Origin of the sequence: Streptomyces sp. SS7 (assembly GCF_037993025.1) — a bacterium.
In the GTDB taxonomy this organism is placed as follows: domain Bacteria; phylum Actinomycetota; class Actinomycetes; order Streptomycetales; family Streptomycetaceae; genus Streptomyces.
Map to the genome: position 1 here is coordinate 1,119,557 of NZ_CP141223.1, position 22,287 is coordinate 1,141,843.

19 protein-coding genes are annotated in these 22,287 nt (G+C 73.1%); 9 read left to right on the forward strand and 10 right to left on the reverse strand.

Annotation, left to right across the window (positions count from 1 at the left end; genetic code table 11):
- The first annotated feature begins 3 nt into the window (after window positions 1–3).
- The 3 genes from galE (at window position 4) to idi (ending at window position 2,826) form a co-directional block, all read left to right on the forward strand.
- Window positions 4–987 (forward strand): UDP-glucose 4-epimerase GalE, encoded by a 984-nt coding sequence (gene galE, locus U5640_RS05035; RefSeq protein ID WP_340374585.1) that lies wholly within the window; start codon window positions 4–6, stop codon window positions 985–987.
- A gap of 128 nt (window positions 988–1,115) precedes the next feature.
- The gene (locus U5640_RS05040; protein ID WP_340374586.1) at window positions 1,116–2,057 is read left to right on the forward strand and encodes a cation diffusion facilitator family transporter; all 942 of its coding nucleotides are present in this window, start codon (window positions 1,116–1,118) and stop codon (window positions 2,055–2,057) included.
- Window positions 2,058–2,232: 175 nt separating this feature from the next.
- Window positions 2,233–2,826, forward strand: coding sequence for an isopentenyl-diphosphate Delta-isomerase (idi, locus tag U5640_RS05045; protein ID WP_340374587.1), 594 nt, complete (start codon window positions 2,233–2,235; stop codon window positions 2,824–2,826).
- Window positions 2,827–2,838: 12 nt separating this feature from the next.
- On the opposite strand, the gene U5640_RS05050 is transcribed toward idi, so the two are convergent.
- Window positions 2,839–3,357 carry an ATP-binding protein gene (locus U5640_RS05050; RefSeq protein ID WP_340384944.1) on the reverse strand — a complete coding sequence of 173 codons (519 nt, stop codon included), beginning with the start codon at window positions 3,355–3,357 and terminating at the stop codon, window positions 2,839–2,841.
- 280 nt (window positions 3,358–3,637) lie between these two features.
- Here U5640_RS05050 and U5640_RS05055 point away from each other — a divergent pair, with 280 nt between their 5' ends.
- The 3 genes from U5640_RS05055 to U5640_RS05065 all read left to right on the forward strand — a co-directional run bounded on the left by U5640_RS05055 (window position 3,638) and on the right by U5640_RS05065 (window position 7,573).
- Entirely contained in the window at window positions 3,638–4,390 is a 753-nt protein-coding gene (locus U5640_RS05055; RefSeq protein ID WP_340374588.1) for an enoyl-CoA hydratase/isomerase family protein, read from the forward strand.
- A gap of 138 nt (window positions 4,391–4,528) precedes the next feature.
- Entirely contained in the window at window positions 4,529–6,943 is a 2,415-nt protein-coding gene (locus U5640_RS05060; protein ID WP_340374589.1) for a Tex family protein, read from the forward strand.
- A gap of 66 nt (window positions 6,944–7,009) precedes the next feature.
- The gene (locus U5640_RS05065; RefSeq protein ID WP_340374590.1) at window positions 7,010–7,573 is read left to right on the forward strand and encodes a putative glycolipid-binding domain-containing protein; all 564 of its coding nucleotides are present in this window, start codon (window positions 7,010–7,012) and stop codon (window positions 7,571–7,573) included.
- 33 nt (window positions 7,574–7,606) lie between these two features.
- On the opposite strand, the gene U5640_RS05070 is transcribed toward U5640_RS05065, so the two are convergent.
- Complete coding sequence (locus tag U5640_RS05070; RefSeq protein WP_340374591.1) at window positions 7,607–9,247, reverse strand: ABC-F family ATP-binding cassette domain-containing protein; 1,641 nt, start codon at window positions 9,245–9,247, stop codon at window positions 7,607–7,609.
- A 93-nt stretch (window positions 9,248–9,340) separates the two neighbouring features.
- Between U5640_RS05070 and U5640_RS05075 the strand changes: the two genes are divergently transcribed.
- Window positions 9,341–10,297 carry an FAD-dependent oxidoreductase gene (locus U5640_RS05075; RefSeq protein ID WP_340374592.1) on the forward strand — a complete coding sequence of 319 codons (957 nt, stop codon included), beginning with the start codon at window positions 9,341–9,343 and terminating at the stop codon, window positions 10,295–10,297.
- Between the two features lie 46 nt (window positions 10,298–10,343).
- Here the strand turns inward: U5640_RS05075 and U5640_RS05080 are convergent, their stop codons facing one another.
- Window positions 10,344–12,287 carry a Xaa-Pro dipeptidyl-peptidase gene (locus U5640_RS05080; protein WP_340374593.1) on the reverse strand — a complete coding sequence of 648 codons (1,944 nt, stop codon included), beginning with the start codon at window positions 12,285–12,287 and terminating at the stop codon, window positions 10,344–10,346.
- Window positions 12,288–12,473: 186 nt separating this feature from the next.
- Here U5640_RS05080 and U5640_RS05085 point away from each other — a divergent pair, with 186 nt between their 5' ends.
- Window positions 12,474–12,647, forward strand: a complete 174-nt coding sequence (locus tag U5640_RS05085; RefSeq protein ID WP_340374594.1) for a hypothetical protein — start codon at window positions 12,474–12,476, stop codon at window positions 12,645–12,647.
- A 149-nt stretch (window positions 12,648–12,796) separates the two neighbouring features.
- On the opposite strand, the gene U5640_RS05090 is transcribed toward U5640_RS05085, so the two are convergent.
- Window positions 12,797–13,279 carry an Appr-1-p processing protein gene (locus tag U5640_RS05090; RefSeq protein ID WP_340374595.1) on the reverse strand — a complete coding sequence of 161 codons (483 nt, stop codon included), beginning with the start codon at window positions 13,277–13,279 and terminating at the stop codon, window positions 12,797–12,799.
- Between the two features lie 42 nt (window positions 13,280–13,321).
- Window positions 13,322–14,788, reverse strand: coding sequence for an amino acid permease (locus tag U5640_RS05095; protein WP_340374596.1), 1,467 nt, complete (start codon window positions 14,786–14,788; stop codon window positions 13,322–13,324).
- A gap of 190 nt (window positions 14,789–14,978) precedes the next feature.
- On the opposite strand from U5640_RS05095, the gene U5640_RS05100 reads away from it, so the two are divergent.
- Window positions 14,979–15,689: a MerR family transcriptional regulator gene (locus tag U5640_RS05100; protein WP_340374597.1), complete on the forward strand. Its 711-nt coding sequence runs from the start codon at window positions 14,979–14,981 to the stop codon at window positions 15,687–15,689.
- On the opposite strand, the gene U5640_RS05105 is transcribed toward U5640_RS05100, so the two are convergent.
- The 5 genes from U5640_RS05105 to U5640_RS05125 form a co-directional block, all read right to left on the reverse strand.
- A complete protein-coding gene (locus tag U5640_RS05105) occupies window positions 15,629–16,882 on the reverse strand; it encodes an acyltransferase (protein WP_340374598.1) in 1,254 nt (417 codons plus the stop codon). The genes U5640_RS05100 and U5640_RS05105 overlap by 61 nt on opposite strands.
- 128 nt (window positions 16,883–17,010) lie before the next feature.
- Window positions 17,011–19,188, reverse strand: a complete 2,178-nt coding sequence (locus U5640_RS05110) for a 3-hydroxyacyl-CoA dehydrogenase NAD-binding domain-containing protein (protein WP_340374599.1) — start codon at window positions 19,186–19,188, stop codon at window positions 17,011–17,013.
- Window positions 19,189–19,231: 43 nt separating this feature from the next.
- Window positions 19,232–20,446 (reverse strand): acetyl-CoA C-acetyltransferase, encoded by a 1,215-nt coding sequence (locus U5640_RS05115; RefSeq protein WP_340374600.1) that lies wholly within the window; start codon window positions 20,444–20,446, stop codon window positions 19,232–19,234.
- Window positions 20,447–20,482: 36 nt separating this feature from the next.
- A complete protein-coding gene (locus U5640_RS05120) occupies window positions 20,483–21,655 on the reverse strand; it encodes a CaiB/BaiF CoA-transferase family protein (protein ID WP_340374601.1) in 1,173 nt (390 codons plus the stop codon).
- A 127-nt stretch (window positions 21,656–21,782) separates the two neighbouring features.
- Window positions 21,783–22,163, reverse strand: coding sequence for an MmcQ/YjbR family DNA-binding protein (locus tag U5640_RS05125; protein ID WP_340374602.1), 381 nt, complete (start codon window positions 22,161–22,163; stop codon window positions 21,783–21,785).
- Between the last annotated feature and the right edge of the window lie 124 nt (window positions 22,164–22,287).

A 22,287-nucleotide genomic window follows, 5' to 3' on the forward strand; every position in this document is an offset into this window, starting at 1 on the left:
GCCATGACGTGGCTGATCACCGGCGGAGCCGGATACATAGGGGCCCATGTGGCGCGGGCCATGGCGGGCGCCGGGGAGCGCGTCGTCGTCCTGGACGACCTCTCGGCCGGCGTCCCGGCCCGGCTGCCGGCGGACGTCTCCCTGGTGCGGGGCTCCGCGCTGGACGCGACCCTGCTCAAGGAGGTCCTGGCCGGGCACGCCGTGACGGGTGTGGTGCACCTGGCGGCGCACAAGCAGGTCGCCGAGTCGGTCGCGCGGCCCACCCGCTACTACCGGGAGAACGTCGGCGGTCTGGCCACGCTCCTGGAGGCGGTGGCCGAGGCCGGGGTGCGGCGGTTCGTGTTCTCCTCGTCCGCGGCCGTCTACGGCAACCCGGCCGTGGACCTCATCACGGAGGACACCCCCTGCGCCCCGGTGAACCCCTACGGCGAGACCAAGCTCGCCGGGGAGTGGCTGGTGCGGGCCGCCGGGCGGGCGCACGGCATCACCACGACATGTCTGCGCTACTTCAACGTGGCCGGCGCCGCCGCGCCCGAGCTGGCCGACACCGGGGTGTTCAACATCGTGCCGATGGTCTTCGACCGGCTGACCCGCGACGAGGCCCCGCGGATCTTCGGCGCCGACTACCCGACGCCGGACGGCACCTGCGTACGGGACTACATCCATGTCGCGGACCTGGCCGAGGCGCATCTCGCGGCGGCCCGCCGGCCGGCCGGCGACGGGGGCGACCTCACCGTGAACATCGGGCGCGGCGAGGGTGTCTCGGTGCGCGAGCTGGTCACGCTGATCGGCGAGGTGACCGGCGACGCGCGGCCCGCGGTGGTCGAGGGGCGGCGCCCGGGTGACGCGCCGCGCGCGGTCGCCTCGGCCGGGCTGGCCGCACGGGAACTGGGCTGGACGGCGCGGCGCGGGGTGCGCGAGATGGTGGAGTCGGCCTGGCGCGGCTGGTTGCTGCACCGGGCCGGACCCCGGCCGGACGGCGACTGAGGGTGTCCTGACCTGCATTTCGTTTCCGCAGGTCAGGGCACATGACAACGGTGTTCAGTGCCGCGTTGCCGGATACCCCCCACCCGTAGTTCACTGTGATCCCGGGCGACCACAGGAGGGTGCTTCCCATGGGGGCTGGGCACGACCACGGCCACGGACACACGCACGCGCCGACCACCGGTACGGCCGCGGCGGCGTACCGCGGCAGACTGCGCGTCGCGCTGGGCATCACGCTCGGCGTCATGGTGGTCGAGATCGTCGGCGGGCTCCTCGCCGACTCCCTCGCACTGATCGCGGACGCGGCGCACATGGCGACGGACGCGCTGGGCCTGGGCATGGCCCTGCTCGCGATCCACTTCGCGAACCGGCCCGCGAGCACCAACCGCACCTTCGGGTACGCCCGCGCCGAGATCCTGGCCGCGCTCGCCAACTGTCTGCTGCTGCTCGGCGTCGGCGGGTACGTCCTGTACGAGGCGGTGCAGCGGTTCGTCACGCCGGCCGGCACCGAGGGCGGGCTGATGATCTGGTTCGGCGCCATCGGTCTGGTCGCGAACATGATCTCGCTCACGCTGCTGATGCGGGGCCAGGCGGAGAGCCTGAACGTGCGCGGGGCGTTCCTGGAGGTGGCGGCGGACGCGCTGGGCTCGGTCGCGGTGCTGATCTCGGCCGTGGTGATCCTGACCACCGGCTGGGAGTACGCCGACCCGATCGCCTCGCTGGTGATCGGTCTGATGATCGTGCCGCGCACGGTGAAGCTGCTGCGGGAGACGCTCGACGTGCTGCTGGAGGCGGCGCCCAAGGATGTCGACATGGCGGAGGTGCGGGCCCACATCGTCGCGCTGGACGGGGTGGAGGACGTGCACGATCTGCACGCCTGGACGATCACCTCGGGGATGCCCGTGCTGTCGGCGCACGTGGTGGTGCGCTCGGACGTGCTGAACGCGATCGGCCACGAGAAGATGCTGCACGAGCTCCAGGGCTGTCTCGGCGACCACTTCGACGTGGAGCACTGCACCTTCCAGCTGGAGCCGGTCGGCCACGCGGAGCACGAGGCGCGGCTCTGCCACTGAGGCGGCGATCCGGACACCAGTTCAGTACGGTTCCCCGCCCGGGGCCCCGGGCAAGATCACCCGCGGGGGCCCGCCGTCGGGCGCGGGGGGACGGGCGCGGCGTTCGTGCGAAGCGCCGGGCCGACCGGGCTCGTACGGCAGACTGGGGACGCGAGGACCGATGCTAAGGATGGGTATGCCGATCACACCTGCCACCGCGACGCACAGCTCGTCGAGCGGCACCGCGGAAGCGATTTTGCTGGAACTGGTCGACGAGGACGGTGTGACGATCGGCACCGAGGAGAAGCTCGCGGCCCACCGGCCGCCGGGTCTGCTGCACCGCGCGTTCTCCGTGTTCCTCTTCGACGAGCGGGGCCGGCTGCTGCTCCAGCAGCGGGCGCTCGGCAAGTACCACTCCCCCGGTGTGTGGTCCAACACCTGCTGCGGCCACCCCTACCCGGGCGAGGCGCCCTTCGCGGCGGCCGCGCGGCGCACGTTCGAGGAGCTGGGGGTGTCGCCGTCGTTGATGGCGGAGGCGGGCACGGTCCGCTACAACCACCCGGACCCGGCGTCGGGCCTGGTGGAGCAGGAGTACAACCACCTCTTCGTCGGGATGGTGCAGTCGCCGCTCGGTCCGGACCCGGAGGAGGTCGGCGACACGGCCTTCGTGACACCGGAGGAGCTGGCCGAGCGGCATGCGAAGGACCCGTTCTCGGCCTGGTTCATGACCGTGCTGGACGCGGCCCGGCCCGCCGTGCGGGAGCTGACGGGACCGTCGGCCGGCTGGTGAGCCGACGGGCGGTCAGGGGAGCCGTACGGGCTTGAGCGGCAGGGCGGCCCAGATCACCTTGCCACCGCCGGAGGTGTGCTCGACGTCGGCGATCCCGCCGGCCTCCCGGGTGATCTCCCGCACCAGGAGCAGTCCGCGGCCGTTGGTCTCCTCGTGATCGGCCTCCAGGGCCGTCGGGCGGTAGGGGTGGTTGTCCTCGACGGCCACCCGCACCCACTCGGCCCCCACGGCCACCTCCACCGCGAGTGTCGGCGACAGCAGCGCCGCGTGCCGGACGGCGTTGGTGACCAGTTCCGAGACGATCAGCAGCAGCCCCTGGACCAGGTCGTCCGAGACCGGCACCCCCTGGCGCAGGAGCAGGTCGCGCACGGCGTGCCGGGCCTGCGGGACGGAGGCGTCCACGGCCGGTGCGGTGAAGCGCCAGACGCCTTCGTAGGGCAGCGGCCGCGGCCCCGGATCGGCCGGGGACTCGAGAGGTGCGTCCGCGCCGCCCTCGGGGCGTGGGTCGGGCCCGCGCCCGTGGTTGTCCATCGTCCGGTCGCCACCCTCGCGCTCGATTGTCACCACACGTCGAGTGTTGGCAACGAGCCGCGCCACACCTCCTGACTGACCAGAAGTCAGCCATTATCGAACCTTCCCGACCGCTCCCGTCCCGACGGGTCGTGGCCGCGACCGATATCGATCCGATGATGCCGCTTTCGCGCACTCTTCGGGTTGTACGGGTACGGCGACCCCCTCGGCCCCGCTCGCCCGTTTCGTCCCCCGGGCCCGCTGTGACCGGGCCCGGGGCCCGGCGGCTAGCATCCGGGCCATGGAGCCCGAACTGCTGCACGGCGTCACCGACGGGGTCGCCACCGTCGTCCTGCACCACCCGGCCAAGCGCAACGCCATGACCGCCGCGATGTGGGCCGCGCTGCCGCCGCTGCTGGAGGGGCTGGCCGCCGATCCCGAGGTCCGGGCGCTGGTGCTGACCGGCGCGGGCGGCACCTTCTGCGCGGGCGCCGACATCTCCACGCTCCAGGGCTCGCCGGACGAGGCCCAGACCCTGGCCGTGCGGGCCGAGGAGTCCCTCGCGGCGTTCCCCAAGCCGACGCTGGCCGCCGTGAAGGGGCACTGCGTGGGCGGGGGCGCCCAGCTCGCGGCGGCCTGCGATCTGCGGTTCGCCGAGGAGGGCGCGCTGTTCGGGGTGACACCGGCGCGGCTCGGGCTCGTCTACCCGTCCACCGCCACCCGCCGGCTGGTGGCGCTGATCGGTCCCGCCGCCACCAAGTACCTGCTGTTCTCCGGTGAGTTGATCGACACCGAGCGGGCGCTGCGCACCGGTCTGGTCGACGAGGTGCTGCCTGCCGACGCACTCGACGAGCGCGTCGCGGAGTTCACCCGGACTCTCGTCTCGCGCTCCCGGCTGACCCAGGCGGCCGCGAAGGAGTTCGCGAACGGCCGGACGGACCGGGACGCCCACTGGGCCGCGCAGGCCCGGCTCGCCGGCGACACCGCGGAAGGGGTCGCCGCCTTCCTGGAGCGCCGGGAACCGCGCTTCACCTGGAGTGTCACGGCCGGGTGACCGTCGCGGCGCGACGACCGCCACATCCGCCGACCGTCACGGCTCCCCCGGGCGGGATGTCGTCGGGGCAGCCACGGGTTGTCGGTGTCACCTGCCACAATTGCGGCGCAACCTCAGTGGAGAAGGCGGTACGGGCTCGTGACGACACCGGGATCCCTCGAAGCAGGGTCCATCGAAGGCAGGATCGCCGAGGAGCTCGGCGTACGGGAACGGCAGGTCAAGGCCGCCGTGGAGCTGCTCGACGGCGGCTCGACGGTGCCCTTCATCGCCCGGTACCGCAAGGAAGCGACCGAGATGCTCGACGACGCGCAGCTGCGCACGCTCGAGGAGCGGCTGCGTTATCTGCGGGAGCTGGAGGAGCGGCGCACGGCGATCCTGGAGTCGGTGCGCGAGCAGGGCAAGCTCACCGAGGCGCTGGAGGCGCAGATCCGCGGCGCCGAGACGAAGGCGCGGCTGGAGGACGTCTACCTCCCGTACAAGCCCAAGCGGCGCACCAAGGCGCAGATCGCGCGCGAGGCGGGTCTCGGACCGCTGGCCGACGGCCTGCTCGGCGACCCGGGCGTGGAGCCGCTCGCGGCGGCGGCCGCGTTCGTCGACGCCGACAAGGGCGTCGCCGATCCGCAGGCCGCGCTGGAGGGCGCGCGGGCGATCCTGACCGAGCGGTTCTCGGAGGACGCCGACCTGATCGGCGAGCTGCGCGAGCGGATGTGGGGGCGCGGGCGGCTGGCCGCCAAGGTGCGTGACGGCAAGGAGGAGGCGGGCGCCAAGTTCGCCGACTACTTCGACTTCGCCGAGCCGTTCACCGAGCTGCCCTCGCACCGGATCCTGGCGATGCTGCGGGGCGAGAAGGAGGAGGTCCTCGATCTCGTCCTGGAGCCGGAGGAGCCCTCCGAGCAGCCCGGCCCCTCGTCGTACGAGGGGATCGTCGCGTCGCGGTTCGGCATCGCCGAGCGCGGCCGTCCGGGCGACAAGTGGCTGACGGACACCGTCCGCTGGGCCTGGCGGACCCGCATCCTCGTGCACCTCGGCATCGATCTGCGGCTGCGGCTGCGCACGGCCGCCGAGGACGAGGCGGTGAACGTGTTCGCCGCGAACCTGCGGGACCTGCTCCTCGCGGCGCCCGCCGGGACGCGCGCGACGCTGGGCCTCGACCCCGGTTTCCGTACGGGCGTGAAGGTGGCGGTGGTCGACGCGACCGGCAAGGTCGTCGCGACGGACGTGATCTACCCGCACGTCCCGGCCAACAAGTGGGACGAGGCGCTCGCCAAGCTGGCGCGGCTGGCACGGGAGCACGCGGTCGAGCTGATCGCGATCGGCAACGGCACGGCGTCCCGCGAGACGGACAAGCTCGCCGGAGAGCTGATCACCCGGCACCCGGAGCTGAAGCTCACCAAGGTGATGGTGTCCGAGGCGGGCGCCTCGGTGTACTCGGCCTCCGCGTTCGCCTCGCAGGAACTGCCCGGCATGGACGTGTCGCTGCGCGGTGCCGTGTCCATCGCGCGCCGGCTCCAGGACCCGCTGGCCGAGCTGGTGAAGATCGACCCGAAGTCCATCGGGGTGGGCCAGTACCAGCACGACCTGTCCGAGGTGAAGCTGTCGCGCTCGCTGGACGCGGTGGTGGAGGACTGTGTGAACGGCGTCGGGGTGGACGTCAACACGGCGTCGGCCCCCCTGCTCTCCCGGGTCTCCGGCATCACCGCCACCCTCGCCGAGAACATCGTGGCGCACCGGGACGCCAACGGACCGTTCTCCTCCCGTACGGAGCTGAAGAAGGTGCCGAGGCTCGGCCCCAAGGCCTACGAGCAGTGCGCGGGCTTCCTGCGCATCCGGGGCGGAACCGACCCGCTCGACGCGTCCAGCGTGCACCCGGAGGCGTACCCGGTGGTGCGGCGCATGGTGAAGACCTCCGGGCAGGAGGTGGCCTCCCTCATCGGCAACACGGGTGCGCTGCGCTCCCTGCGCCCGGCGGACTTCGTCGACGACACCTTCGGTCTGCCGACCGTGACCGACATCCTCAAGGAGCTGGAGAAGCCGGGCCGCGACCCCCGGCCCGCCTTCAGGACCGCCACCTTCAAGGAGGGCGTGGAGAAGATCTCCGACCTGGCGCCCGGGATGGTCCTGGAGGGCGTCGTGACGAACGTGGCGGCCTTCGGGGCGTTCATCGACGTCGGCGTCCACCAGGACGGTCTGGCGCATGTCTCGGCGCTGTCGAAGACGTTCGTCAAGGACCCGCGGGACGTGGTCAAGCCGGGTGACATCGTCAAGGTGAAGGTCCTCGACGTCGACATCCCGCGCAAGCGGATCTCCCTCACCCTCCGGCTGGACGACGAGGCGGCCCCCCAGGGCCAGGACCGGTCCTCCGGCGGCGGCCGGCCGCAGCGGGGCGGCGGACGCCCGCCGCAGCAGCGCCAGCAGCAGGGCGACCGGCGCGGCGGGAACGGCGGCCAGCGCGGGGGCGGCGCCGCGCGCCAGGCGCCGCCGCCGGCCAACAGCGCGATGGCCGACGCCCTGCGCAAGGCGGGCCTGCTCGACCCGAAGAAGGGCCGGCGCTGACGTGACGGTGCCGGGCCCCGGTTCCCGGGAGGGCGCCGGGGCCCGGCCCGCTCGTACAGTGACGGTATGAGCACTTCCCGTGTCCTCACCTGGACCGTCGCGGCGAGCGGCGGCTACGAGACCGCGTGGACCGAGACCGGCGACGGGCTGCTGCGGGCGCGGGGGCGCGCGGTCGGGACGCTGCCGGAGCCGTACTGGGTGTCGTACGACCTCGACACCGACGGCGGCTACGTGACCCGGCGGCTGCGGGTGACCGTGGAGACGGCCGAGCGGACCCGGTCGCTGGACCTGCGGCACGACGGCCGCGGCGGCTGGACGGCCGACGGTGAGCCGCTGCCGGGCTTCCAGGACGCCGTCGACTGCGACCTGGGCCTGTGTCCCCTCACGAACACCCCACCGGTCCTCCGGCACGGGCTGCACCGGACCCCGGGCGAACACCGGCTGCTGACGGCGTGGGTGTCGGTGCCGGCCCTCACCGTGCGCCCCTCCTGGCAGACGTACACCCACCTCGGCCCGGGCGACCGCGGCACCCGGGTGCGGTTCGTCTCCGGGACCTTCCGCGCCGACATCGAGTTCGACGCGGACGGATTCGTCACCGCCTACCCCGGCCTGGCCGAACGCCTCGCCTGACCGCCCGGCCGCCGCCGCTCTCGGAGGTCGGCACTAGCGTTCCGTCACCTTGCCGGCGGCCACCTCCAGGCGGCGGGTGACGTGGACCGCGTCCAGCATGCGGCGGTCGTGGGTGACGAGGAGCAGGGTGCCCTCGTAGGCGTCGAGGGCCGACTCCAGTTGCTCGATCGCCGGGAGGTCGAGGTGGTTCGTGGGCTCGTCGAGGACGAGCAGGTTGACGCCGCGGCCCTGGAGGAGGGCGAGGGCGGAACGGGTGCGCTCCCCGGGTGACAGGGTGGCCGCAGGGCGCAGGACGTGGTCCGATTTCAGCCCGAACTTGGCCAGCAGGGTGCGGACCTCGACCGGCTCGGTGTCGGGGACGGCCGCGCAGAAGGCGTCCAGCAGGGACTCCGGTCCGTGGAACAGCTGGCGCGCCTGGTCGACCTCGCCCACCAGGACCCCCGAGCCGAGCGCCGCGTGCCCGCCGTCCAGGGGGAGCCGGCCGAGGAGCGCGGCGAGCAGGGTCGACTTGCCCGCGCCGTTCGCACCGGTGACCGCGACCCGGTCGGCCCAGTCGATCTGCAGGGTCACGGGGCCGAAGGTGAAGTCGCCCCGACGCACCTCCGCGTCCCGCAGCGTGGCGACCACCGCCCCGGAGCGGGGGGCGGCGGCGATCTCCATGCGCAGCTCCCACTCCTTGCGGGGCTCCTCGACGACGTCCAGGCGCTCGATCATCCGCTGGGTCTGCCGGGCCTTCGCGGCCTGCTTCTCACTGGCCTCGCTGCGGAACTTGCGGCCGATCTTGTCGTTGTCGTTGCTCGCCTTGCGGCGGGCGTTCTTCACGCCCTTGTCCATCCAGGAACGCTGCATCTGGGCGCGGTCCTGGAGCGCGGCCCGCTTGTCGGCGTACTCCTCGTAGTCGTCGCGCGCGTGCCGGCGGGCCACGTCCCGCTCCTCCAGATAGCCGTCGTAGCCGCCGCCGTAGAGGTTGACCTGCTGCTGCGCGAGGTCGAGTTCGAGCACCTTGGTGACGGTGCGGGTGAGGAACTCGCGGTCGTGGCTGACGACGACGGTGCCCGCGCGCAGCCCGGTCACGAAGCGTTCGAGGCGCTCCAGGCCGTCGAGGTCGAGGTCGTTGGTGGGCTCGTCCAGGAGGAAGACGTCGTAGCGGGAGAGCAGGAGGGAGGCGAGGCCCGCGCGGGCGGCCTGCCCGCCGGACAGGGCGGTCATCGGCTGGTCCAGCCCGACGCCGAGGCCGAGGGAGTCGGCGACCTCCTCCGCGCGCTCGTCGAGGTCGGCCCCGCCGAGTCCGAGCCAGCGCTCCAGGCTCGTGGCGTACGCGTCGTCCGCGCCCGGGGCACCGTCCACCAGGGCCTGGGTCGCCTCGTCCATGGCCCGCTGGGCCTCGGCGACACCGGTGCGGCGGGCGAGGAACTCCCGGACGGTCTCGCCGGGGCGCCGCTCCGGCTCCTGGGGCAGATGGCCGACGGTCGCGGCGGGCGGGGAGAGCCTCAGCTCGCCCTGCTCGGGCACGCCGAGCCCGGCGAGCAGCCGCAGCAGGGTGGACTTGCCCGCGCCGTTGGCACCGACCAGCCCGATCACGTCACCGGGCGCGACGACGAGGTCCAGCCCGGAGAAGAGGGAGCGGTCGCCGTGGCCGGCGGCGAGGTTCTTGACGACGAGGGTGGCGGTCACAGGTCGTAGATCCTAGTGGTCGCGCGGCCGGGCGGGCGCGCGGGTTTCCCGGCGGTCTCGCCGCGGCCCCGTCCCTTCGGTTACCGTCCGCCCGTGGACAGTGGCGAGCGGGACGACGTGGTGGTGGTCGGCGGTGGGGTCGTCGGGCTGACGACGGCCCTCGTACTGGCCGGGCGCGGGCGGCGGGTGCGGCTGTGGACGCGGGACCCGGTGGAGCGGACCACCTCGGCGGTGGCCGGTGCGCTCTGGTGGCCGTACCACATCGAGCCGCTCGCGGCGGCGCGCCGGTGGTCGCTGCGCTCGCTCCAGGTGTACGAGGAGCTGGCGGGCCACGCCGAGGAGACCGGGGTCAGGCTGGTCGAGGGCGCGATGGGCGGTGTCGACCCCGACGAGGTCCGCGGGTGGTCGGCCGGACGGCCGGCCGGGATGCGCCCGGCCACCGAGCGGGAGTACCCGGGCGGGGCCGCGATGTGGGCCCGGCTGCCGCTGATCGACATGGCGGTGCATCTGCCCTGGCTGCGGGAGCGGCTGCGGCGTGCGGGCGGCTCGGTCGAGGAACGCACGGTGACCGACCTGGCGGAGGTCCGGGCACCGGTCGTCGTCAACTGCACGGGCCTCGGGGCGCGGGAACTGGCCGGCGACCTGTCGGTGCGTCCCCAGCGCGGGCAGCTGGTCGTGGTCGAGAACCCCGGCATCGACACCTGGCTCGTCGCCGGGACCTCGGGCGGCGAACTCGCCTACCTCTTCCCGCAGCCCGGCCGCCTGCTCCTGGGCGGCACGGCCCAGGACGACGACTGGTCCACCGAGCCGGACCCGGCCCAGGCCGAGGCGATCGTACGGCGGTGCGCGGCCCTGCGCCCGGAGGTCGCCGGAGCCCGCGTGCTGGGCCACCGGGTGGGACTGCGCCCGGTCCGGCCGCGGGTGCGGCTGGACCGGGAGCCGCTCCCTGACGGCCGGCTCCTGGTCCACCACTACGGCCACGGCGGCGCGGGCGTCACGGTGGCCTGGGGGTGCGCGGAGGAGGCGGCGACCCTGGCCGTGGCCCCCTGAAGGGGCGCGGGGGCCGCGCGCCCCTGCCGCCGGACCGGCGGAGCGGTCAGGGAATCCGGTACGTACCGCCCGGCACCCGCACACCGTTTGACGGGCCGGAGCCGAGCGCACCGCCGGCAGCCCCGGACGTGGCCGCCGCGAACGCGGCCGCACCCCCCACGAACGGCACCCGGGCCGACGTACGGGCCAGATCCACCCTCAGCGTGGGCGTGTCCGCGGGCGGGTCGATGAGGTCCTTGTCCGTGCCCGCGACGATCAGTGCGAGCCGGTGGCCGGCGGGCACGACATGGTCGGTGGCGGCCAGGTCGAGGGTGATCGTGTACCGCCTGCCCGGGGTGAGCGGGGCGCCCCTGCCGGGGTCGGCGTAGGTGCCGAGGTCGGCCCAGCCCCGGCTGAGGACGGTGAAGCCGACGTCGGCGGTCTGCGCCGCGGTCTCCTTGAAGCAGGCGCTGTCGCCGGCCGTGCTCTCGCCCCAGCAGGTGCGCTCGGTGAGGGTGGTGATGCCCTCGCCGGCCGCCGCGTAGTCCCGGACGGTGTCGGGGCCGAGGTCCACGAGGACGGCGCTGAGGTGGGCGGTCGCCGTGGTGGGGGTCGCGGTGACGGTGACCTGTGAGGAGCCGGACAGGCGCAGGTCGCGGGTGAGCGGCCCGGTGGCGAAAGCGGCCTTGGCGGGCGTGGGGGTGTCGGTCGCCGCGGCCCAGTCGGTCTCGCCGAGCCGCGGGTCGTCGGTGAAGGTCTCGGTGCCGGTGCCCCGGCGCAGGCCGAGCGTGCCGACGCCCGGCTGGACTCCGGCGGCGGGTCGCAGGGTCGTGGGCCGGGTGCCGCTCGGCGGCCAGGTCGTCGAGGTGGCCCACCGGTCGGGGTGGCGTTCGACGTCGGCCATGGGCTCGCGGTCGATCCCGTTGTCGTAGCCGAGGAGTTCGTGGTCGAACCAGCGGTGGAGGGTGTCGACCCAGGCGGCGCGCCGGAAGTCGAAGGGGTCGACATGGCCGGTCTGGGAGAGCCAGATCTTGCGCTCGACGCCGTTCTTCGCGAGGGCGTCCCACCAGCGGCCGAAGTGCCGGGTGCGGACGTTGAGGTCCTGCAGACCGTGGACGACGAACACGCTCGCCCGGACCTTGCGGGCGTCCTTGACGTAGTCCCGCTCGGTCCACAGGGACGTCAGGTCGCCCGTGCGCGGGGCCTCCTCGACGAGTCTGCGCTGGACGGCGGCGCACCGGGCGCGGGCGTCGGGGCTGTCGACGTAGTCGGCGAGCCAGTCGGGGCCGGAGTCGTAGAGGGGGGCGCCCTGGGAGAAGTAGTAGTCGTACCAGGAGGAGATCGCCGAGATCGGGACGACGGTCCTCAGGCCCCTGACCCCGGTGGCGGCGACGCCGTTGGCGATGGTGCCGTCCCAGCTCTTGCCGATCATCCCGGTTCTGCCGTTGGTCCAGCCCGCCGTGGCGGGGGTGGTGCCGGTGCGGGTGGTGTAGGCCCTGGCGCGGCCGTTCAGCCAGTCGACGACGGCCTTCGCGGACAGGATGTCGGAGCGGCCGCCGATGTCCACGCAGCCGTCGGAGCGATTGGTGCCGGCCAGGTCGACGCCGACGACGGCGTAGCCGCGCGGGACGAAGTAGTTGTCGTAGAACAGCGGCATCCGGACGACGTTCCCGGCCGGGTCGTACGTCTTGCGCTGGCTCTCGTTGCCGCGGCCGCAGCAGGAGTAGTAGGGGCTGGCGTCCATGATGACGGGCACCTTGCGGCCCTGTGCGGCGGGTTCGCGGGGGCGGACGATGTCGACGGCGACCCGGTCGTGCCGGCCGTCGCCGTCGCCGTCGAGTCCGGTGTCGACCCAGACGGCCTCGCGGATGGCCTGGGCGTAGGAGTAGACCGGCCGGCTCTCGCGCGCGGCACCCTGGGCGGTCACCGGGGTGAGGAAGCCTGCCACCAGGAGGGTGAGGGCGGCGGTCGCGAGCGTTCTCCAGATCGTGAAGCGCGTGCGTGTCGGCATGCGCGGGACGGTACCTCGGTCAACTCCCTTGCAGAAGAGGGCCTTTGTGAGCCGCCTGGGACCGCCGGGGCGTGTGGCCGGAACTGGGGAGAAGATCGAGGCGACGGACGGGGTGCACCGGCACTGAGCGGGGGCGGGCGTGGGTAGCACCGGGGGAAGGAGTCGGGGAGACCGAGGGGAGAGGTCATGGCAGGCGGGCAGAGCGGCAACGAGGGTGTGTGGCGGGTGTTGACCGGTGTCGGCGCGCTGTGTGTCGGCATCGGGCTGATCGCGGGGGCGCCCTTCCTGAATCTGCTGGGGGCACCCCTCGTCATCGTCGGTGTGATCGGCCTGACCGCGGCGCGCCGGAAGGCGCGGTAGGGGGAGGAGGGGAGGGCTGCGCGGAGCGGGCGCTAGAAGCGTCCTGAAGATCTTGAAATTGCGCCCGACTTGCACCGGTTCATAGTGATTGACATTTACTGGCAATCCGGGGCGAGTCAGGCGGCCGGAGCAAGATCTTCATCAGACTCCTAGCCCTCGCCGTGGTCGTACACCGTCACGGCTATGCCACGGCGCACGAGCCGCTCGGCGACGAGCGGCTCGACGCGCGACCACTTGCCTCCGGCGAGACCGCAGCCTATGCGCGGCATGTGGACGGAGGCGTCGAGGTCGAGGGCACGGTCGGCCAGCCGGGCCAGGGCCGCGTCGATGGCCTCGTAGCGCACGGGGACGCCCTTGCTGCCCGTGCGCACGCCGCGCTGGCCGACCATGTTGGCGACCCACACGTCGGGCCTGACCCGCACCAGTTGGAGCGCGCCCAGGCCGAAGTCGTTGGAGGCGCGCTCGCGGTGCCAGGCGCGGTACGCCGCCTCCGGCTCCGGCCAGCGGCGGGAGAGGGACAGGACGAAGCCCTTGCCCCAGCCCCCGATGTCGTTGCAGACGTGGGCGATCACCTTGGGGCCCTTCGCCGACGGCACGGTGGCGTCACCGCGGATGTAAGTGATCTCCGACATGACGCCACCGTAGGCGATACCTCTGACAGTGGCTCTGACCTGCTACTTCGTAAGGTCGGCCAGCTCGGCGTCCGTGGTCTTGGAGACTCGGCCGCGCACCGCGAACCAGCCGCCGACGAGGGCGGCCGCGATCACCGGCACCAGGAGCAGGGTCTTGCGGCCGACCTCGGGGTCGTTGCCCATCAGGCCGAGGACGGCGAGCAGGAAGGCGATCGTGACCAGTTCGGTGACCGGGCTGCCGGGGAGGCGGAAGGAGGGCCGCTCGACGAGGCCCGCCCGGGCGCGGCGGACGAACACCAGGTGGCAGATCATGATGATCACCCAGGTGCTGATGATGCCGAGGGAGGCCACGTTCAGCACGATCTCGAAGGCCTGGCTCGGCACGAGGAAGTTCAGGCCGACACCGAGGACGCAGACCGCGCAGGTCAGCAGGATGCCGCCGTAGGGCACCTGGCTGCGGTTCATCCGGGCGGTGAACCGGGGCGCGGAGCCCGCCACGGCCATCGAGCGCAGGATGCGGCCGGTGGAGTACAGGCCGGAGTTCAGGGACGACATCGCGGCGGTGAGGACGACCAGGTTCATGACGTCACCGGCGCCCGAGACCCCGGTCTTCGACAGGACCGTCACGAAGGGGCTCTCGCCGGCCGAGTAGACCGAGCCCGGCAGGAGCAGGGCGAGCAGGACGACCGAGCCGACGTAGAAGAGGCCGACGCGCCACATGATGGAGTTCACCGCGCGCGGGACGACCTTCTCGGGCTCGGCGGTCTCGCCGGCGGCGACGCCGACCAGTTCCAGGGCGGCGTAGGCGAAGATCACGCCCTGCATGACGAGCACGACCGGCATCAGGCCGTGCGGGAGGACTCCGCCGTGGTCGGTGATCACGTGCAGTCCGGGGGTCTGGCCGCCGACCTGGTGCCGGGTGGCCAGCAGGAAGACGCCGACGCACATGAAGGCGACGAGGGTGGCGACCTTGACGATGGCGAACCAGAACTCCATCTCGCCGAAGATCTTCACCGAGATCAGGTTCACCGCCAGGACCACCGCGAGGGCGATCAGCGCCAGCACCCACTGGGGGATGCTGGTGAACATGCTCCAGTAGTGCGTGTAGAGCGCGATCGCGGTGATGTCGGCGATCCCGGTCGTCGACCAGTTCAGGAAGTACATCCAGCCGGCGACATAGGCGCCCTTCTCGCCGAGGAACTCGCGCGCGTACGACACGAACGAGCCGGACGAGGGCCGGTACAGGACCAGCTCGCCGAGGGCGCGGACGACGAAGAACGCGAAGACCCCGCAGACCAGATAGGCCAGCGCGAGGGCCGGGCCCGCGGTGTGGAGGCGTCCTCCGGCGCCCAGGAAGAGGCCGGTGCCGATGGCGCCGCCGATGGCGATCATGTTGACGTGGCGGGGCTTGAGGTCCTTGCTGTAGCCGGCGTCGCCCGCGTCCGCGGGCGTCGCGGTCGCCTGGGGGTGGGCGGCGACTTCGGCCGTGTGCACGGCGTCCTTGCTCACGGGTGTTTCCACTCTCTGGTGCGCCCGGACCTCGTGGGTCCGGGTGTCCGTACGGTCGTGGCCAGCGGCTCCCGGGTAGGGGCGCGGACCAGTGCAGCAGCTTCCCAGAGGCCTCCGCGAACACACGTGTCCCAGGTCACAGAGCGTTCCTTCTCACACGGCCGCCCCCGCGGCGGCGATACTGCTGCGCATGACGATCGAGACCGACGAGCCGCCCCTCACGGTCGACGAGCTGGCCGCACGCGCGGGGATCACGGTCCGCACGGTCCGCTTCTACGGCACCAGGGGTCTGCTGCCGCCGCCCGTGATCGGCCCGCGCCGGGTCGGGCACTACGGCCCGGAGCACCTCGCGCGTCTGGAGCTGATCGAGGAGCTGCAGCGGCAGGGCATGACCCTGGCGGCGATCGAGCGCTACCTGGGGCAGCTGCCGCCCGGCCTCGACGCCCACGACCTCGCCGTGCACCGGGCGGTGGTGGCGTCCTGGGCGCCGGACACCGACGAGCCGGTGAGCGGCGAGGAGCTGCGGCGGCGGGCGGGGCGGCCGCTGTCCGAGGAGGACGTACGGCGGCTGGTGGCGATGGACGTCGTCGAGGCGGCGCCCGACGGCGGCTACCGGGTCGACTCCGGTCTGCTGCCGCTCGGGGTGCGGCTGCTCGACGTACCGCTGTCGCAGGAGGTGATCCTCGCGGCGCGCACCACGCTGATCGAGCACTCGCGCGCGGCGGCGCAGGAACTGTCCGGGCTGCTGCGGGAGGCGGTGGCGGAGCGGGACGCGCGGGACGTGCGCTCGCTGACCGCGCAGATGCGTCCGCTGGTCGTCCAGGCCCTGCTGACGACGTTTCAGCGCTCGCTGCGGGACGAGCTGCGGCTGTGGCTGTCGCAGGCGCAGCCGGGCGGCTGAGGGACGGCCGGCGCGCGGCGGGCCAGCCGGCGGCCCCAGGCCTGGCCGGGCGCCTCGATCCAGCGGTACGTCAGCGCGCACAGCGGCAGCAGCACCGCGAGGAAGGCCACCAGGAGCAGAGGTGCGTCGCGCCGCTGCCGGCCGATCGTGCCGTCGACGGCGGTGAGCAGCACCGGATGCAGCAGGTAGACCGAGTAGCTGATCACGCCCAGGGCGGCCGGCGCGCGCGGGATCCGCCGCCGGCGCACGGCGAATCCGGCGGCGAAGGTGAGCAGGGCCAGCAGGAACGCGGTGATCCAGCCGCGCCGGGTGAAAAAGTGGCCGTCGCCGTACCACCAGGCGCTGCCCACCGCGCAGAGCACCACCACGCCCGCCGCGCAGACCGCGGCCCGCCGGCTGCTCTGACCGTGTTCGGCGCGGTGGACGGCGGTGCCGAGGAACATCACGGCGAGGATCACCAGGCTCTCCCACTGCGGCACGGTGCTGTCGAACGCCACCAGGGCGAGCGCCAGGAGCCCGCCCAGCACTCCCCCGGCGACCCGCAGCGCGGGCGGTCCGGCGCTCGCGGCGCACACGGCGACGGCCAGGACGGCCGCGGCGGCGGCGACGAGCGGGCCGGTGCCGATGAGGCCGGCCAGGGCGGAGACCGGCAGCCCGCCGCCCGTGAGCGCGCCGACGGCGGCGCACAGGGCGAGGGTGGCGGCGACCGTCGCCGAGCGCCGGTGCCGGCGGACCGTGAAGAGGGCGACGACCAGCAGGTAGAAGGCCATCTCGTACGACAGCGTCCACAGGACGAGCAGCAGGCCGGGTGTCCCGAGCAGTTCCTGGAGGAGGGTGAGGTGGGCGACGGCCACGGCGACGGCGCTCGGGCCGCCGCGCATCCGGGTGACCCCCGCGAGGTCGAGGACGAGGACGGCCCCGACGGCGAGCGCCCACAGCGGGTAGAGACGGAGGATCCGGCCGGTCCAGAAGCCGCGGACGGAACCCCGGCGTTCCAGCGAGGCGGGGATGACGTAGCCGCTGACGAGGAAGAACACCGTGATGCCGTAGCGGCTGGTGTTGAAGTGCGGCATGAGCTCCCGCCGGAACTCGGGCAGGAAGGTGGCGGACGCGTGGTCGAACACCACCACGAGGGCCGCGACGGCACGCAGCACGTCCAGCCAGTCCAGCCGTGACCGCCTCGTGCCGTCCACGCGCGTCCCTTCCTCACCCGGTCCCTGCGGCTGTTCTTGGACCGGGGCGCGAGGAGCGTTACGCGGCGGGGCCCACGGGGCGAACCCCGTGAGCCCTTGGAAGGTCACGGGGTTCGGCGCGCGGGGTGTCAGCGGGCGTCGGTGAAGGTCTCCCCCCGGTCCGCCTTCTCCACCAGCAGGGCGGGCGGGGTGAAGCGGTCGCCGTAGCGTGCGGCGAGCTCACGCGCGCGTGCCACGAATCCGGGCAGTCCCCCGTCGTAGCCGTTGATGTACTGGAGCACACCGCCGGTCCAGCCGGGGAAGCCGATGCCGAACAGGGAGCCGATGTTGGCGTCGGCGACGGAGGTCAGGACGCCCTCCTCGAGGAGCCTGACGGTGTCGAGGGCCTCGGAGAAGAGCATGCGCTCCTGCATGTCCCGGAAGGGGATCTCGCTGCCCGCGCGCGTGAAGTGCTCGCGCAGGCCGGGCCAGAGGGCGCCGCGGGAGCCGTCCTCGGTGTACTCGTAGAAGCCCGCTCCGCCGCTGCGGCCGGGGCGGCCGAACTCGTCAACCATGCGGTCGACGACGGCCTCGGCGGGGTGGGCGGTCCAGGTGCCGCCCGCCTCCTCCACGGCCCGCCGGGACTCGCGGCGGATCTTCTGCCCGAGGGTCAGCGTCAGCTCGTCCGTCAGCGAGAGCACCTTGGCCGGGTAGCCGGCCTGGGCGGCCGCCTGCTCGATCGAGGCGGGCTCGATGCCCTCGCCGACCATGGCGACGCCCTCGTTGATGAAGTGGCCGATCACCCGGGAGGTGAAGAAGCCGCGCGAGTCGTTGACGACGATCGGCGTCTTCCTGATCTGCCGGACCAGGTCGAAGGCGCGGGCGAGCGCCTCGTCGCCGGTGCGCTCGCCCTTGATGATCTCCACGAGCGGCATCTTGTCGACGGGCGAGAAGAAGTGCAGGCCGATGAAGTCCTCCTGGCGCTCCACGCCCTCGGCGAGGGCGGTGATGGGGAGCGTGGAGGTGTTGGAGCACAGCAGCGCGTCGGGGGCGAGGACGTGCTCGATCTCCTGGAAGACCTTGTGCTTGAGGGCGGCGTCCTCGAACACGGCCTCGATGACGGCGTCGCAGCCCGCGAGGTCGGCCGCCTCGGCGGTGGGGGTGATGCGGGCGAGCAGCGCGTCCGCCTTCTCCCGGGTCGTACGGCCCCGGGCGACGGCCTTGTCGCAGAGCTTCTCGGAGTAGCCCCTGCCCTTGGCCGCGGCTTCGGGGGTGACGTCCTTCAGGACGACGTCGATGCCCGCGCGGGCGCACGCGTAGGCGATGCCGGCGCCCATCATGCCCGCGCCCAGGACGGCCACCCGGCGGACCTGGCGGGGCTCGATCCCCCGCGGGCGGTTGGCGCCGGAGTTGACGGCCTGGAGGTCGAAGAAGAACGCCTGGATCATGTTCTTCGAGGTCTGGCCGGCGGCGAGTTCGACGAAGTAGCGGGCCTCGATGACCTGCGCCGTCTCGAAGTCGACCTGGGAGCCCTCGACGGCCGCGGCGAGGACGGCCCGCGGCGCCGGGTAGGGGGCGCCGCCCGTCTGCTTGCGCAGGGTGGCCGGGAAGGCGGGCAGGTTGGCGGCGAACTTGGGGTGGGCCGGGGTGCCGCCGGGGATGCGGTAGCCGGGCCTGTCCCAGGGCTGGTGGGACTCGGGGTGCGCGTCGATGAAGGCGCGCGCCTTGGCGAGGAGTTCCTCGGGGGTGGCGGCGACGTCGTCGATCAGGCCGTTCTGCAGGGCCTTGCGCGGGCCGTACTGGGTGCCCTGGAGGAGGACCTTCAGGAGCGCGTCGGCGATGCCCAGCAGGCGGACGGTGCGGACGACTCCGCCGCCGCCGGGGAGCAGGCCGAGGGTGACCTCGGGGCAGCCGATCTTGGCGCCGGGGACGTCCAGCGCGATCCGGTGGTGGCAGGCGAGGGCGAGTTCGTAGCCGCCGCCGAGGGCCGCGCCGTTCATCGCCGCGACGACGGGCTTGCCGAGGGTCTCGATGCGGCGGAGGTTGCGCTTGATCTCCAGGCCGCCCTCGAAGAGTTCCCGGGCGGTCCCGGGGGTGACACGGATCAGGTCGCGCAGGTCGCCGCCGGCGAAGAAGGTCTTCTTGGCGGAGGTGAGGATGACACCGCGGACGGTGTCCTTCTCCGCCTCCAGACGGTCGGTGACCGCGGCGAGGGAGGCGCGGAACGCCGCGTTCATGGTGTTGGCGGACTGGTTCGGGTCGTCGAGGACGAGGGTGACGAGGCCGGTGCGGTCCTGTTCCCAGCGGATGGTGGTGCTCTCGGTCATGACGGGGTCTCCGTAGAAGTCTGTGGGGTGCCGCCGGGAAGGGTCAGACGCGCTCGACGATCGTGGCGATGCCCATGCCGCCGCCGACGCAGAGGGTGGCCAGGCCGTACCGCTTGTCCTGGCGCTCCAGTTCGTCGACGAGGGTGCCGAGGATCATCGCGCCGGTGGCGCCGAGGGGGTGGCCGAGGGCGATGGCGCCGCCGTTGACGTTGACCTTGTCCAGGGACAGGCCCATGTCCTTGACGAACCGCAGCACCACCGCGGCGAAGGCCTCGTTGATCTCGACGAGGTCGATGTCGTCGATGGTCAGTCCGGCCTTGGCGAGGGCCTTGCGGGTGGCCGGGGCGGGGCCGGTGAGCATGATGGTCGGCTCGGATCCGGAGACGGCCGCGGAGACGATCCGCGCGCGCGGGGTGAGGCCGCCCCGCTCGCCGGCCTCCTTCGAGCCGATGGCGACCAGGGAGGCGCCGTCGACGATTCCGGAGGAGTTGCCCGCGTGGTGCACGTGGTCGATCTTCTCCACCCAGTGGTACGTCTGGAGCGCCACCGCGTCGAAGCCGCCGAGCTCGCCGATGTCGGCGAAGGACGGCTTGAGCGCGGCGAGGGAGTCGGCGGTGGTGCCGGGGCGCAGGTGCTCGTCGTGGTCGAGGACGACGAGGCCGGCGCGGTCCCTGACCGGGACGACGGAGCGGTCGAAGCGGCCCTCCTTCCAGGCCGTCGCCGCCCGCTCCTGCGACAGCGCCGCGTACGTGTCGACGTCCCGGCGGGAGAAGCCCTCGATGGTGGCGATGAGGTCGGCACCGATGCCCTGCGGCACGAAGTTGACGGCGAGGTTGGTCATCGGGTCGTTGAACCAGGCGCCGCCGTCGGAGGCCATCGGCACCCGGGACATCGACTCCACGCCGCCCGCGAGGACCAGGTCCTCCCAGCCGGAACGGACCTTGGCGGCGGCCAGGTTGACGGCCTCGAGACCCGAGGCGCAGAAGCGGTTCTCCTGCACGCCCGCCACCGTGTCCGGCAGCCCTGCCGCGATCGCGGCGATGCGCGCGATGTCGGAGCCCTGGTCGCCGACGGGGCCCACGACACCGAGGACGATGTCGTCGATGGCGGCCGGGTCCAGGCCGGGGAAGCGGTCGCGGAGTTCGTGGATGAGGCCGACGACGAGGTCGACGGGCTTCGTGCCGTGCAGGGCGCCGTTCGCCTTGCCGCGCCCGCGCGGGGTGCGGATCGCGTCGTACACGTACGCTTCGGTGCTCACTGGTCAAGCCTTTCGGGGAAGGTGGGCCGAACGGGGTCAGTCGCCCTGGCGCGGGAGGTCGTTCACGGGGGTCTTCACGAGGTCGTTCACCAGCCCCGGTACGTCCCAGTCGCGGGCGACGCGCGCGGTGTCGGCGCCGGGCCGCGCGGGGCCGGAGCGGACGGCCGTGGGGGTGACGGAGAAGCGGGGGGCGGGGGCCGGCTGGGTGATACCGCCGTGGTCGGTGAAGGTGCCGCGGGCGGCGAGGTGCGGGTGGTGCGGTGCCTCGCTCAGTGAGAGCACGGGCGCCACGCAGGCGTCGGTGCCCTCGAACAGGGCCGTCCACTCGTCCCGGGTGCGGGTCCGGAATCGGGCGGCGACCGCCTCGCGCAGCTCGCCCCAGCGGGTCCAGTCCCTGCGGGCGTCCCGGAAGTCCCCGAGGCCGAGGAGGCCGGTGAACTCGTCGTAGAACCGCGGTTCCAGGGCGCCGACCGCCATGTACCCGCCGTCGGCGGTCTCGTAGGTGCCGTAGTAGGGGCAGCCGCCGTCGAGGAGGTTGGCGGCGCGCCGGTCCCGCCAGCCGCCGGCCGCGAGCATGCCGTGGATCATCGTGGAGAGATGGGCGGTGCCGTCCACGATCGCCGCGTCGACGACCTGGCCGGTGCCGCTCACGCGCGCGTGGTGCAGTGCGGCGAGGATGCCGACGACGAGGTAGAGGGAGCCGCCCGCGTAGTCGCCGAGCAGGTTGGCGGGGGCGGGCGGCGGGGTGTCCGGGGCGCCGATCATGCCGAGGGTGCCGGTCAGCGCGATGTAGGCGATGTCGTGGCCGGCGCGGTGGGCGAGTGGGCCGTCCTGGCCCCACCCGGTCATCCGGCCGTAGACCAGCCGGGGGTTGCGGGCGTGGCAGTCCGCGGGGCCGACGCCGAGCCGTTCGGCGACGCCGGGCCGGTTGCCCTCGATCAGCACGTCGGCGCGAGCGGCGAGGTCGAGCACGCGCGCGGGGCCGTCGGGTGCCTTGAGGTCGACGACGACCGAGCGCTTGTTGCGGTTGGTGACGTCGTGGGCCGGGTCGACGGCGAGGGAGGGGCCGCCGGGGCGGTCCACGCGGACCACGTCGGCGCCGAGGTCGGCCAGCAGCATCGCGGCGAAGGGGCCCGGGCCGATGCCGGCGAGCTCCACCACGCGCACTCCGGTGAGCGGGCCGTGCCCGGACGTGTGTGCCGTCGTCATCCAGCCCCCTTGCTGTGACACAACCGATGTAACACCCGTGATGTTAAGAACGTGTTCCAGTGGGCACAAGAGCCGAGCGAGCAAGCGCTTAGCCAGTCTAGGGCCGATACCCCCGGCCGGCACCGGCTCAGCGGGCGTCCAGCTCCGCTATGAGCCGCTTGGGTGCGATGGTGCGGTAGCTCTCCTCGACCCAGTCGCACAGCAGGTCGGCCGACGGGGCGCCCTTCTCCTGCAGCGGGAGGCTCACCCAGCCCGCCTTCCCCAGGCCGTACCCGGTGGGCTCGGCGCCCGGGGCGGCCAGCGCGTGCGCGTGCGCCGTCTCGTCCCGGAGCTTGACGGTGACGCCCAGGGGGTGACTGCCGTCGTCGACGCCGAGGAAGACGAACACCTTCCGGTTGACCTTGGCGACCGACCCGCCCCAGGGGAACTCCTCGGTCGCGCCCGGCAGCCCGAGCGCGAACTCGCGCACTTTCTCCCACTTCTTCAGGGCGTTCCGGTCCACCGCCACCTGCTGCCTCCGGGCTCGTCGTCGGCCTGCGCACTCCTCACGCTAGCCTCAGCCACCGACAGCGGCGCGGGCTGCGGGACCAAGAGGTGTCCTGAACGGGCAAGGGGTGACATGAACGAGCAAG

Coding starts and splice junctions, on each gene's coding strand:
- galE (WP_340374585.1), top strand. CDS start 4: ATGACGTGGCTGATCACCGGCGGAGCCGGATACATAGGGGCCCATGTG.
- U5640_RS05040 (WP_340374586.1), top strand. CDS start 1,116: ATGGGGGCTGGGCACGACCACGGCCACGGACACACGCACGCGCCGACC.
- idi (WP_340374587.1), top strand. CDS start 2,233: ATGCCGATCACACCTGCCACCGCGACGCACAGCTCGTCGAGCGGCACC.
- U5640_RS05050 (WP_340384944.1), bottom strand. CDS start 3,357: ATGGACAACCACGGGCGCGGGCCCGACCCACGCCCCGAGGGCGGCGCG.
- U5640_RS05055 (WP_340374588.1), top strand. CDS start 3,638: ATGGAGCCCGAACTGCTGCACGGCGTCACCGACGGGGTCGCCACCGTC.
- U5640_RS05065 (WP_340374590.1), top strand. CDS start 7,010: ATGAGCACTTCCCGTGTCCTCACCTGGACCGTCGCGGCGAGCGGCGGC.
- U5640_RS05080 (WP_340374593.1), bottom strand. CDS start 12,287: ATGCCGACACGCACGCGCTTCACGATCTGGAGAACGCTCGCGACCGCC.
- U5640_RS05085 (WP_340374594.1), top strand. CDS start 12,474: ATGGCAGGCGGGCAGAGCGGCAACGAGGGTGTGTGGCGGGTGTTGACC.
- U5640_RS05090 (WP_340374595.1), bottom strand. CDS start 13,279: ATGTCGGAGATCACTTACATCCGCGGTGACGCCACCGTGCCGTCGGCG.
- U5640_RS05100 (WP_340374597.1), top strand. CDS start 14,979: ATGACGATCGAGACCGACGAGCCGCCCCTCACGGTCGACGAGCTGGCC.
- U5640_RS05110 (WP_340374599.1), bottom strand. CDS start 19,188: ATGACCGAGAGCACCACCATCCGCTGGGAACAGGACCGCACCGGCCTC.
- U5640_RS05120 (WP_340374601.1), bottom strand. CDS start 21,655: ATGACGACGGCACACACGTCCGGGCACGGCCCGCTCACCGGAGTGCGC.